The organism is Actinophytocola sp., assembly GCF_035712165.1.
GTDB lineage: Bacteria > Actinomycetota > Actinomycetes > Mycobacteriales > Pseudonocardiaceae > DASYTH01.
Window position 1 is genome coordinate 1 of the sequence record NZ_DASTBH010000440.1, and the last position, 11,437, is coordinate 11,437.

At 73.0% G+C, this 11,437-nt stretch carries 12 protein-coding genes; 2 read left to right on the forward strand and 10 right to left on the reverse strand.

Going from position 1 to position 11,437, the window contains the following annotated elements:
• The 10 genes from VFO68_RS24725 to VFO68_RS24770 all read right to left on the reverse strand — a co-directional run.
• Window positions 1-414: hypothetical protein (locus VFO68_RS24725; protein WP_325160764.1), on the reverse strand; the 414-nt coding region annotated here is incomplete at its 3' end.
• The gene (locus tag VFO68_RS24730) at window positions 411-920 is read right to left on the reverse strand and encodes a hypothetical protein (protein ID WP_325160765.1); all 510 of its coding nucleotides are present in this window, start codon (window positions 918-920) and stop codon (window positions 411-413) included. The genes VFO68_RS24725 and VFO68_RS24730, both read right to left, overlap by 4 nt.
• 22 nt (window positions 921-942) lie before the next feature.
• Window positions 943-1,920 (reverse strand): porphobilinogen synthase, encoded by a 978-nt coding sequence (gene hemB, locus VFO68_RS24735; RefSeq protein WP_325160766.1) that lies wholly within the window; start codon window positions 1,918-1,920, stop codon window positions 943-945.
• A gap of 36 nt (window positions 1,921-1,956) precedes the next feature.
• Window positions 1,957-3,489 carry a bifunctional uroporphyrinogen-III C-methyltransferase/uroporphyrinogen-III synthase gene (locus VFO68_RS24740; RefSeq protein WP_325160767.1) on the reverse strand — a complete coding sequence of 511 codons (1,533 nt, stop codon included), beginning with the start codon at window positions 3,487-3,489 and terminating at the stop codon, window positions 1,957-1,959.
• Between the two features lie 28 nt (window positions 3,490-3,517).
• Window positions 3,518-4,498 carry a hydroxymethylbilane synthase gene (gene hemC / locus VFO68_RS24745; protein ID WP_325160768.1) on the reverse strand — a complete coding sequence of 327 codons (981 nt, stop codon included), beginning with the start codon at window positions 4,496-4,498 and terminating at the stop codon, window positions 3,518-3,520.
• On the reverse strand, window positions 4,495-5,808 hold the full coding sequence (locus VFO68_RS24750; RefSeq protein ID WP_325160769.1) for a glutamyl-tRNA reductase: 1,314 nt from the start codon (window positions 5,806-5,808) through the stop codon (window positions 4,495-4,497). The genes hemC and VFO68_RS24750 overlap by 4 nt, the downstream gene beginning before the upstream one ends.
• On the reverse strand, window positions 5,805-6,731 hold the full coding sequence (locus tag VFO68_RS24755; RefSeq protein ID WP_325160770.1) for a redox-sensing transcriptional repressor Rex: 927 nt from the start codon (window positions 6,729-6,731) through the stop codon (window positions 5,805-5,807). The genes VFO68_RS24750 and VFO68_RS24755 overlap by 4 nt, the downstream gene beginning before the upstream one ends.
• A gap of 97 nt (window positions 6,732-6,828) precedes the next feature.
• The gene (locus VFO68_RS24760; protein WP_414635563.1) at window positions 6,829-8,421 is read right to left on the reverse strand and encodes a molybdopterin-dependent oxidoreductase; all 1,593 of its coding nucleotides are present in this window, start codon (window positions 8,419-8,421) and stop codon (window positions 6,829-6,831) included.
• A gap of 39 nt (window positions 8,422-8,460) precedes the next feature.
• Window positions 8,461-8,697, reverse strand: a complete 237-nt coding sequence (locus VFO68_RS24765) for a glutaredoxin family protein (protein WP_325160772.1) — start codon at window positions 8,695-8,697, stop codon at window positions 8,461-8,463.
• Window positions 8,694-10,199: an AMP-binding protein gene (locus tag VFO68_RS24770; protein WP_325160773.1), complete on the reverse strand. Its 1,506-nt coding sequence runs from the start codon at window positions 10,197-10,199 to the stop codon at window positions 8,694-8,696. The genes VFO68_RS24765 and VFO68_RS24770 overlap by 4 nt, the downstream gene beginning before the upstream one ends.
• A 267-nt stretch (window positions 10,200-10,466) precedes the next feature.
• Here VFO68_RS24770 and VFO68_RS24775 point away from each other — a divergent pair, with 267 nt between their 5' ends.
• Together VFO68_RS24775 and VFO68_RS24780 are read left to right on the forward strand one after the other, a co-directional pair.
• The gene (locus tag VFO68_RS24775; protein WP_414635564.1) at window positions 10,467-11,066 is read left to right on the forward strand and encodes a sigma-70 family RNA polymerase sigma factor; all 600 of its coding nucleotides are present in this window, start codon (window positions 10,467-10,469) and stop codon (window positions 11,064-11,066) included.
• Window positions 11,067-11,140: 74 nt separating this feature from the next.
• The coding region (locus VFO68_RS24780) for a hypothetical protein (RefSeq protein WP_325160775.1) at window positions 11,141-11,437 on the forward strand (297 nt) is incomplete at its 3' end.

Consider the following 11,437-nt stretch of genomic DNA (forward strand, 5'->3'; position numbering starts at 1 on the left):
GACCACGCCGTGCAAGGCGGCCCGCAGACCGTCGCCATCCCTGGCCCAGGCCAGCACGATGTGACCGTCGTCGAGCCGCACCGGCACGCCGGTGAACCGGCGGGGCACCGTCCAGCCGCCACCGAGCACCCGGGCGCGCGCCGGCGGCTCCCCGTCCACCGCCGCGATCCGCGCCACCGCAAGGGTTTCCGACCCCTGGGTGAGGGTCGAGGCGGTCAGCCGCACGCCGAGCAGCCGCCGCCGGGCGCGCACCCAGCCGGCCGCCGCCGCGGCCAGCCCGACTCCGACCACCAGCCAGGCCACCCAGTGCACCGGCCCGGACAGCGCCTCGACCGCGATCCCGGCCACCGCGAACACCGGCCCCCACAGCACCGGCCACCAGCTCGATCCCCGTTCCTCGAACAGCACCGTCACGTAGGCAGTTCGGTCGGCCGGAAGAACACGTTCGAGCTGGGCAGGTACATCAGCACCGTGGCCGTCGCGGCCAGCAGGGCGGTCATCAGCCCGAACTGGGTCGGCAGGATGAGGAAGTAGAACAGCACGGTGACCAGGCCGAGCATGGTCAGCAACAGCCGCGCCCGGCGGATCCCGTCCTGCGCCTTGTAGGCGAACAGCGCGAACAGCACCGCGAACACCAGTGCCGCGACCATGAACGTCCAGAGCAGGGTGTTGGCGCCGCGAATGATCTGCTCGTTGGTGACGTCCGGTTCCTTGGTCCGGATCCAGGTGTTGATCAGATCCTGCTTGTTGGCCATCAGGATGATCGCGTTGAGCACGCCGCACGCGCCCGCCGTGATCCACACGATCATGGCGTACCGCACCGGCGTCGGCCTGCGGTCCAGCGGCTGCCGGGCCGCGGCCGCCTCGTCGGCGGTCGGCATCACCGGCTCGTCGTCCGGCTCGTCCGGTTTCGCGTTCACGGCGGGACCGTACCCAAACGGGTTAACCGGTGCGCAACCAGCCCGCGACCTCGGTGGCCCAGTAGGTCAGCACGATGTCCGCACCGGCCCGGCGGATCGAGGTCAGCGTCTCCAGCACGGCCCGCCGCCGGTCCAGCCAGCCCTTCTCGGCGGCCGCCTCGACCATGGCGTACTCACCGGAGATCTGGTACGCGGCGACCGGCACGTCGGAGATCTCGGCGACCGCCCGGACCACGTCCAGGTAGCTCATCGCGGGTTTGACCATCACCAGGTCGGCGCCTTCGTCGAGGTCGAGCCGCGCCTCGCGGAGCGCCTCCCGCACGTTGGCCGGGTCCTGCTGGTAGGTGCGGCGGTCGCCCTCAAGGGACGACTCCACCGCCTCGCGGAAGGGCCCGTAGAACGCCGAGGCGTACTTCGCCGCGTACGCCAGCACCGCGACGTCCCGGTGGCCCGCGGCGTCCAGCGCCGAGCGCACCGCGCCGACCTGGCCGTCCATCATGCCGCTCGGGCCGAGCAGGTGGGCGCCGGCCTCGGCCTGGGCGACCGCCAGCTCGCCGTAGCGGCGCAGCGTGGCGTCGTTGTCCACGGTGCCGTCCGGCGCGAGCACGCCGCAGTGGCCGTGGTCGGTGAACTCGTCCAGGCACACGTCGGACATGAGCACGGTGGCGTCGCCGAGGTCGGACCGCAGGTCACGGAGCGCCACGTTGAGCACCCCGTCCGGGTCGATTCCGCCGGAGCCGACCGCGTCCTTGGTGATCGGGATGCCGAACAGCATCAGGCCGCCGACGCCGGCCTCGACCGCCTCGTGCGCGGCCTTGCGCAGGCTGTCCCTGGTGTGCTGGACCACGCCCGGCATGCTGCCGATCGGAACCGGCTCGGCCGCACCCTCCTTGACGAACATGGGCAGCACCAGTTGGTGCGGTGCGATGGTGGTCTCGGTGACCATCCGCCGCAGCGCCTCGGTACGCCGCAGCCGGCGCGGCCGGTGGGTGGGGAACATCGCGCCCTCCCTGTATTCAGCTATGTGCAAGCCCCGTCAGCGGCGGGCCCGCTTGGTCTTGCGCGGGGGCGGCAGGGCGCCCTCGGCCCGCAGCCGGGCGGCGTGCTCGGCCAGGGCGTCCACCAGGGCCGGCACGGTGGCGTGCTCCGGCTGGACGTCCACCCGCAGGCCGAACTCCCGGGCGGTCTCGGCGGTCTTCGGCCCGATGCAGGCGACCAGCGTGCGGGTGTGCGGCTTGCCGGCGATGCCGACCAGGTTGCGCACCGTCGACGACGAGGTGAAGCAGACCGCGTCGAACCCGCCGGTCTTGATCATCTCGCGGGTCTCGGCCGGCGGCGGCGCGGCGCGCACCGTGCGGTAGGCCGTCACGTCGTCGATCTCCCAGCCGCGGTCGCGCAGGCCGGCGGCCAGCGTCTCAGTGGCGATGTCGGCGCGCGGCAGCAGCACCCGCTCGACCGGGTCGAGGATGTCGTCGTAGGGCGGGAACTCCTCGAGCAGGCCCTCACTGGACTGCTCGCCGGAGGGCACCAGTTCCGGCACGATGCCGAACGAGCGCACCTTGGCCGCCGTGGCCTCGCCGACACAGGCGATCTTCACGCCGGAGAACGCCCGGGCGTCCAGGCCGAACTCGGCGAACTTCTCCCACACCGCGCGCACGGCGTTGGTCGAGGTGAAGATCAGCCACTGGTAGCGGCCGTCGACCAGGCCCTTGACCGAGCGCTCCATCTGCGCGGGGCTGCGCGGCGGCTCCACCGAGATGGTCGGCACCTCGGACGGGATGGCGCCGTGCAGCCGCAGCCGCTCGCTCATCTCGCCCGCCTGGTCCTTGGTGCGCGGCACCAGCACCCGCCAGCCGTACAGCGCCCGGGACTCCCACCAGGACAGCTTGGACCGCGCCGACACCGCGGCGCCCACGGTCACCACCAGCGGGCCGGTGATCTCGCCTGCATCCGCGGCCAGCGCGGCCAGCGTGGTGTCCACGGTGCGTTGGCCCGACCCGGTGCCGTCCACCGTGACCGCGACCGGGGTCTGCGCGGCCAGGCCGTGCTCGACCAGCGCGGAGGCCGCTTCGGCCAGATGGCTCGCGGTGGCGCTGAGCACGATCGGTCCGGGCGTTGCGGCCAGCCCGGCCCAGTCCACGTCGCCGCGCACGTCGACCGCGGCGTGCGTCGGGCCGAGCGCGATGCCGGCATAGGCGGGCACCGCGGTCGCGGCCGGCACGCCGGGCACGATCTCGAAGGCCACGCTGGTGCGGGCCACGGCCTGCGCCTCGGCCACGACCCCGGCGTGGGTCAGCGGATCGCCGGCCACCAGCCGGACCACCACCCGACCGGCCTTCGCCTCGGCGACCAGATCCTTGGCCACGTCGGCGGGGTCGCCGACGGCCGGCCGGATCTCGGCGTCCGCGCTGGCGGTGGCGAGCACGTCGGACGGCACGTCCGGATCGGTCACCAGCAGCTCACCGCGCCCGAGCAGGTCGGCCGCCCGGACGGTGAGCAACGCCGCGTCACCAGGCCCGGAGCCGACGAACGCCACACGCCCGGGACTCTTACGTACACGGGTGGTCATCAACCCACACTTCCCATCAACTACCTCTTCACGACTCCGGGCCGGACAACACCCCAGCCCCGAGCTCGAGCAGCTCGGCGGCCAGTGCGCGGCCGAGCCGCTCCCCTTCGGTCAGGTCACCGGTGGCCGATGCACGCACCAGCACGACGGCCTGACCATCCCCAGTTCCGCGGTCCGACAGGTTGGCCGCGGCAACACCGCGTAGCGACAGCCGGTGGACCACCCGATCCGTGCCCGGCTCGTCACCACTCTCGAGATCTTCCACTACATCGGCCAATGCGCCAACCGGCGCGCTGCAGCCGGCCTCCAGCGCGGCCAGCAGGGCCCGCTCCGCACCGACCGCGGCCCGGGTGGCCGGGTCGTCCAGGGTGGACCGGAGCAGGTGCTCGACGTCCACGTCGTCGACCCGGCACTCCACGGCCAGCGCACCCTGGGCGGGGGCCGGCAGCATCTGGATCGGGTCGAGCACCTCGGTGATCACGTCCAGCCGGCCGAGCCGGTGCAGTCCGGCCCTGGCCAGCACCACGGCGTCCAGCTCACCCTCGGTGACCTTGCGGATCCGGGTGTCCACGTTGCCCCGGATCGGCACGATCACAAGGCCGAAGCCCAGCGCCTCGAGCTGAGCGGCCCGGCGCGGCGAGCCGGTGCCGACCCGGGAACCGGGCGGCAGCTCGCCGAGGGTCAGCCCGTCCCGGGCCACCAGCGCGTCCCGGGGGTCGGCCCGCAGCGGCACCGCGGCCAGCGAGACCCGCGGGTCGGGCGCGGTGGGCAGGTCCTTGTAGGAGTGCACCGCGACGTCGACCGTCCCGGTGGCCAGCGCGTCGCGCAGGGCCGAGGTGAACACTCCGACGCCCAGCTCGGCGACCGGGGCCGACGAGCGGTCGCCCGGCGTGCTCACGGTGATCAACTCGACGGTGGCGCCCGCGCGCTCCAGCGCGTCGACCATCAGACCGGTCTGCGCCAGGGCGAGAGCGCTCCCTCTCGTCCCTACCCTGATCGTCCTGGTCACCCAGCCTCACCATCCGCGGCAGGCGTGACGATCACACCCGGCATGTGCGGGTCGAGCTGGAACAGCTCGCGCAGGGCGTCGGCGTAGCCGGTGCCGGCCGGCCCGGAGGCCAGCTCCTTGACCCGGACGGTCGGGGTGTGCAGCAGCTTGTCGACGACCCGGCGCACGGTCCTGGTCAGCTCCGCGCGCACGCCCGGGTCCAGGTGGGGCAGCCGGGAGTCCAGCCGCAGCAGCTCGGCGTCGATCACCTCGGCGGCCTGCCGGCGCAGCGCGGTGACGGTCGGGGTGACCGCGGCGCTGCGCTGGGTGGCCAGGTAGTCGCGCAGTTCCTCGGCGACGATCTCGGCGGCGCGCCGGGTGTCCAGCTCGCCGGGCGCGGTGCCGAGCCGGCGCCGCAGCCGCTCCAGGTCGACCACGTCGACGCCGGGCAGCGCCTCGACCTCGGTGTCGACGTCGCGGGGCAGGCCGAGGTCACAGATGACCAGTGGCGCTCCGGCCGGGCGCGGCCCGACCATGCCGGCCGCGATCACGGCATCGGCCGAGCCGGTGGCCGACACCAGCACGTCGGCCTCGGCGATGGCGGCCGGCAGTTCGGCCAGCCCGACCGCGTCGGCGGTCAGGCCCTGGGCCCGCAGCGTGGTGGCCAGCCGCGCGCCCCTGGTCTCGGTGCGGTTGGCGACCACGATCCGGGCCACCCCGGCCCGGCGCAGCGCGGCGGCACTCAGCGCGCCCATCGACCCGGCGCCCACGATCAGCGCCCGCCGGCCGGCCAGCCCGCCGAGGGTCGCGGCGGCGTCGGTGAGCGCCTCGGCCACCACCGAGCGGCCGGCCTGGTCGAGTCCGGTGTCGGTGTGCACCCGCTTGCCGACGCGCAGCGCCTGCTGGACAAGCTCGTGCAGGGTCCGGCCGACCGTGCCGGCGGTGCGGGCGACGCCGTAGGCGGCGCGCACCTGGCCGAGGATCTGGGACTCGCCGACCACCATCGAGTCCAGGCCCGCCGCGACGGTGAACAGGTGCTCCGCGGCGGCCGCCGCGTAGTGCACGTAGAGGTGCTGGTAGAGGACCGAGGAGTCCAGCCCGGCGTGCCGGGACAGCACGCCGACGACGTCACCCAGCCCGGCGTGGAACCCGTCGACGACGGTGTAGACCTCGACCCGGTTGCAGGTGGAGACCAGCATCGCCTCGGAGACCGCGGCGCAGCCGAGCAACTCGTCGAGGATCTTGCCCAGCTCCGCGCCGGGCACCGCCGCACGTTCCAGAACCCGGAGGTCGGCGGTCCGATGCGACATTCCGACCGCAAGGATGCTCATCCCCTGATCACCACCCCGTCCATGCCGCGGTCAAGCACCGGCGTCACCACCCCGTTGACCTGGGGTGCCGGCCCGGCGCCATCCGCCCGGCGAGCCACATGGAAGGACAGGATCTGCAGTTCGACCGCCAGGTCGACCTTGCGGACCTCTACGGTGTCAGGGACCTGCAGTACTACGGGAGCGAAATTCAGGATGCACTCGACGCCGCCTTCCACCAACCGATCGCAAACAGCCTGTGCGGCGGCGGGCGGGGTGGCAATAACCCCAATGGAAACTTCGCGTTCTGAACACACCCGCACAATGTCGTCGATGTGATTGACGGTGATTCCGCCGACCGGAATACCGATCAGGTCGGGGTCGACGTCGAACAGGGCGGTCACCGGGAAGCCCCGGCTGGGGAAGCCGCCGTAGTTGGCCAGGGCGTGCCCGAGGTTTCCGATCCCGGCCACGGCCACGCTGTGCTTGCGGGTCAGCCCGAGGATCCGCTCGACCTGGCCGATCAGCAGCACGACGTCGTAGCCGACCCCCCGGGTGCCGTACGAGCCGATGTAGGACAGGTCCTTGCGCAGCTTCGCCGAGTTCACGCCGGCCGCGACGGACAGTTCCTCGCTGGAGACCGTGACCAGACCCTGCTCCCGCATGGCCGAGAGCACCCGCAGGTAGACCGCGAGCCGGGCGACCGCGGCCTCCGGGATGGCCCGGGCCCGGTCCCGCGCGGCGGGGACGGACGCGTCGAAGGAACCGCCGGCGACCGCGGGGATCGGTGCGGTGATCTCCGCATCACTCGGTGCTGGGGTGGCTCTGCCGATCCCATCACCTTGGCCACGCTGCGCCACGCCAAAACTCCTCGACAGAACTCGCCCTGGAATGTGAACACGGTAGCTGCTTGTGAACACATGCACAAAGTCGCCGGCCAGAGGCATAACCAATGACACACCTCGGTGGGCGAGAGCCGCTCAAGCAGTAGTAGACCACGCGTGCAGCGCCCGCTCAGCCGGCGGTGCGACCCGCGGGCGCGAGTCACGCGGCCGTGAACTCCACCGCATGCCATCCGGTCGCCCCGTCCGGCGCCGGGGCCGTGCGCTCGTCGGTCTGCGTGCGGCCGGTCCGGTCGGTGGCCCGCACCTCGACCTTGTGCTCACCGCGGCCGGCGTCCACCGTGACCCGCCACATCCGCCAGGTGGCCAGGCTGACCTCGGTGGCCAGCTCGGCGGGCTGCCAGGCGCCCTCGTCCAGGCGCACCTCGACCCGGTCGATCCCGACGGTCTGGGCCCAGGCGATACCGGCGACCACCAACCGGCCGGCCGGGACGGTGGCATCCGGGCGCGGCGAGTCGATCCGGGACTGGGTCTTGATCGGCGCCTTGGCCGCCCAACCGCGCGGGATCCAGTAGCCCTCCCGCGCCTGGAACGTGGTCAGCTCCCAGTCCACCACCCACTTGGTCGCCGACACGTAGCCGTACAGCCCGGGCACCACCATCCGGGCCGGGAAGCCGTGCTCGACCGGCAGCGGCTCGCCGTTCATCCCGATCGCGAGCAGCGCGCCGCGCCGCTGGTCCAGCAGCGCGTCGACCGGGGTGTTCGCCGTGAACCCGTCCGCGCTGGTGGACAGCACCGACTCGGCTCCGGGGCGCACCCCGGCCTCGAGCAGCAGGTCGCGGATCGGCACCCCGACAAAGTTGGCGGTCGACACGTACTCGCCGCCGACCTCGTTGGACACGCAGGTCAGGGTCACCGGCCGCTCGACGAGCCGGCGGTCGCGGATGTCGCTGAAGCTGAAGCTGACCTCCCGGTCGGTCAGGCCGTGGATCCGCAACCGCCAGTCCTGCGCCCGCACCCGGGGCACGGTCAGCGCGGTGTCCACCCGGTAGAACCGCTCGTTGGCGGTGAGGAACCGGGGCGTGCCGTTGCCGGCGAAGTCGGCTCCGGCCGGAACCGGCGGGGCGGGCTCGGCCGGGACCAGCGAGCCGATCGCGGCCCGGGAGCCCTCGACGTCCACCCGCACCGAGAGCAGCTGGCCGGCGCCGCCGAGCACGCCGGCGCCGACCGCGACCCCGGCCGAGGACAGCAGGAACGCCCGCCGGGTCTCGTCGGTCGACTCGGCGCCCCCGTTCTTGGCCGACTCAGCGCGCCGGGCCAGGCCGTGCAGCCAGCGGAACACCAGCACCCCGGTCAGCAGGCTGGCGGCGGGGGCCAGCACGCCGAGCTGGCCGAGATCCGGGCGGCCGAGCACGGCCAGGAAGCCCAACCCGCCGACCGCGGCGGCCAGCGCCACCCCCGGCCAGGACCGGCGCCGGGACAGCAGCCCGGCCAGTGCCGCCAGGATGAGCAGCACCAGCCCCATGCCGATGAGCAGCACCAGCTTGTCGTGCACGCCGAAGGCGCGGATCGCCCAGTCCTTGACCGGCTGCGGGGTCAGGTCGATCGCGGAGTTGCCGACCGCGAGGAACGGGGAGGCGGTCGGTCCGATGAACCCGGCCACGAGGTGTCCGGCGGCCAGCGCCGCGGCCACCGACAGCACGCCCACCAGGATCGCCACCGGCACGCCGAGCCTGGGCTCGGCCGGAGCGGGGGCCGGCCGTTCGAGTACGTCCACACCCCTATTTCGGCTCATCGCGGCCAAAGGTTCAAGCCGTCCGGGATTACCGGACGCTTACCGCCGGACGAGGGCCTCCCGCAGCCGGTCCTCCTCGACCCGCCAGTAGCCGTGCTCGACGCCGTCGATCAGGATCACCGGCACCCGGTCGCCGTACTCGGCCCGCAGCTCCGGGACGGTGTCCACGTCCTCGACGGTCCACGGCACATCCAGCTCGGCGCAGATCCGCTCGACGTCGGCCTCGGCCGCCGCACACGCGGTGCAACCCACCCGGCTGAGCACCGTGACGATCATCTGAGGCTCGCCCGCCGAAGCTTGCCGGTCACCGAGTGCGGCAGCGCGTCGACGAACTCGACGATCTCCGGCACCTTGAACTTGGCCAGCCGGGCTGCGCAGTGCTCCCGCACCGCCTCCTCGGTCAACTCGGCGCCGGGCAGCAGCGCCACCACGACCTTGACCCGCTCCCCGGACCGCTCGTCGGGCACCCCCACCGCGGCCGACTCGGCCACCCCGGGCAGTTCGCCGAGCACCCGCTCCACCTCGTGCGGGTACACGTTGAAGCCGTTGACGATGATCAGGTCGTTGGCCCGGTCGACCAGGTGCAGGTCGCCGTCGGCGTCGAGGTAGCCGACGTCGCCGGTGCGGAACCAGCCCTCGGCGTCCGGCCCGTAGGCGCCGTCCGGCCAGTAGCCGCTGAACAGGTTCGGTCCGCGCACCGACACCAGGCCGGTCTCGCTCACCTCGTCCTCGTCCAGCTCCTCCAGCGGCTCGTCCGGGTCGACGATGCTGGTCAGCGGCACCCCGTCGGTGTCGACCAGGCGCAGTTCGACGCCCGGGATCGGCCGGCCGACCGAGCCGGCCTTGGCGAGCCCCCCGACCAGCGTGGAGGTGAGCACCGGCCCGGTCTCGGTGAGGCCGTAGCCCTCGAACACGTTCAGCCCGGTGGTCTGCCGGATCGCGCCGAGCACCGAGGCGGGCAGCGGCGCCGCGCCCGAGGTGAGCAGCCGCATGCTGGCCAGCGCCGTGGCCAGCCGCTCGCCACCGGCCGCGGCGAACGCCTGGTACATCGGCGGAACCCCGACCATCGCGGTCACCCGGTGCCGCTCGCACAGGTCGAGCGCGGCCTCGGTGGAGAACCTGTCCATCAGCACCGCGGTGGCTCCGGCGGCGGCCACCTGCAGCAGACCCGGTCCCAGCCCGTAGAGGTGGTAGAGCGGAACCGCGAGCAGCACCCGGTCGGTGGGGTTGACCGGGGCCGGGCGCAGCTCCGCGCACTGTTCCACGTTGGACAGCAGGGCCCGGTGCGAGAGCATCACGCCGCGCGGCACGCCCGCCGTGCCGGAGGTGTAGCAGAGCACCGCGAGGTCCTCGCCGCCCCGCGCGGGGGCGCCGGGCGCCGCCGCGGTCGCGGCCAGGTCCGGCTCCGGCACGGCGGTGCCACCGGCCTCCTCGGCGAGTCGGCCGACCACCAGGCCGGCGCCGCTGTCGCTGATCACCCGGCGCTGTTCGGGCGCCGGCAGTTCGGTGCTCATCGGCACGGCGACCCCACCCGCCCGCAGCACGCCGAACAGCGCGACGCAGAAGGCCGCGCCGCCGGGCAGCACCACGGCCACCCGGTCGCCGGGCGCCAGGCCGGCCTCGGTCAGCCGGGCGGCGAAGGCGTTCACCGCGTCCTCGGTCTGCTGCCAGGTCAGCGAGCGGCCGGCGGCCGGGTCGATCAGCGCGGCGTGCTCGGCCACTCGGCCGGCGGCCTGGGTAACCAGATCGGCGACATTGCCGGTTAGCGCATCGACCATGGGGACCTCTCTCGCTCACCTTGCTCATCGGCGCAGGTCCGCAGTCTGTCACGACCTCGCGACGTCACGGTTGACTACCTGTTGCGCAGCCCCGCCTGGATATCTGGAACACGGTTGATTAAGAAGTAACGGTGAACGCACCACCGGACCGTCGCAGATGTGCGAGAACCTGACTGTCCCATGACGCCCCAGGAACGGTCGAGGTCAGCCGCGCCGGTGTACGCTGCTCAGCCGGAGCCGGGCGGGCCGGCCGGCGTCCAGCGAAACATGACCCTGCGGCAGATCGACGCATCCCAGGTGGTTGAGGTACCGGAGACCAGTGGGCCCGGCGAGTCCTGGCAGCTGGTGCACTCCGCGCAGGAAGGCGATCGAGAGGCCTTCGCCAAGCTCTACGACCGTTACGTGGACGTGGTGTTTCGCTACGTGCTGTTCCGGGTGGGCGACCGGGGGCTGGCCGAGGACGTGACCAGCGAGACGTTCCTGCGCGCGTTACGTCGTATCGGCTCGGTCAGCTACCAGGGCCGGGACGTGGGCGCCTGGTTCGTCACGATCGCCCGCAACCTGGTCCTCGACCACGTGAAGTCCAGCCGGTTCCGGCTCGAGGTGGTCACCGCCGAGGTGGACAACCCACGGACCGAGTCCGGCCCGGAGCACGAGGTGCTGTCCAAGGTCACCGCCGAGGCGCTGCTGCGCTGCGTCGAGACGCTCGGCGACGACCAGCGGGAATGCATCGTGTTGCGGTTCCTGCACGGGATGTCGGTCGCCGAGACGGCCGAGATCATGAACCGTAACGAGGGGGCGGTGAAGGCGTTACAACACCGGGCCGTGCGGCGGCTGGCTCAGTTGCTGCCCTCGGACCTGCGCTGAGGCCGCCGTAACTTGAGGCAAGATCAATCGTTTGAATATAGCGAGAATCGCATGAATGACCGAGCCGGAGCTTGATGGTGGACAGCGCAACGGCAGGGCCGGACGGACCGGCGGCGGGTGCGGAGTACCAGGCCGCCGCGCTGGTCCGGGCGCTCGCCCCGTTGACCGGACCGGACCAGGACGCACGCGAGCGCATGCGGTCGCGGATCCTGACCGGGCTGGCCGAGCCCGACGCGACCGGGACGACCGGGGCGTCGGGCGCCGCGCCGACCCGCACCAGCGGCGCCGGGCCCGCCAGGCCGGTCAGCCGGCGTGGCGCGCGGTCCCGGGCGCCCCGCGGCCGGACCGGTGCCACCCGCCCCGGCGGTGAT

Bases quoted from the DNA above. Each gene is read 5' to 3' on its own strand.
- hemB (WP_325160766.1), bottom strand. From the start codon at position 1,920: ATGTTCCCCACCCACCGGCCGCGCCGGCTGCGGCGTACCGAGGCGCTG.
- VFO68_RS24740 (WP_325160767.1), bottom strand. From the start codon at position 3,489: ATGACCACCCGTGTACGTAAGAGTCCCGGGCGTGTGGCGTTCGTCGGC.
- VFO68_RS24750 (WP_325160769.1), bottom strand. From the start codon at position 5,808: ATGAGCATCCTTGCGGTCGGAATGTCGCATCGGACCGCCGACCTCCGG.
- VFO68_RS24755 (WP_325160770.1), bottom strand. From the start codon at position 6,731: ATGCCTCTGGCCGGCGACTTTGTGCATGTGTTCACAAGCAGCTACCGT.
- VFO68_RS24760 (WP_414635563.1), bottom strand. From the start codon at position 8,421: ATGAGCCGAAATAGGGGTGTGGACGTACTCGAACGGCCGGCCCCCGCT.
- VFO68_RS24765 (WP_325160772.1), bottom strand. From the start codon at position 8,697: ATGATCGTCACGGTGCTCAGCCGGGTGGGTTGCACCGCGTGTGCGGCG.
- VFO68_RS24770 (WP_325160773.1), bottom strand. From the start codon at position 10,199: ATGGTCGATGCGCTAACCGGCAATGTCGCCGATCTGGTTACCCAGGCC.
- VFO68_RS24775 (WP_414635564.1), top strand. From the start codon at position 10,467: ATGACCCTGCGGCAGATCGACGCATCCCAGGTGGTTGAGGTACCGGAG.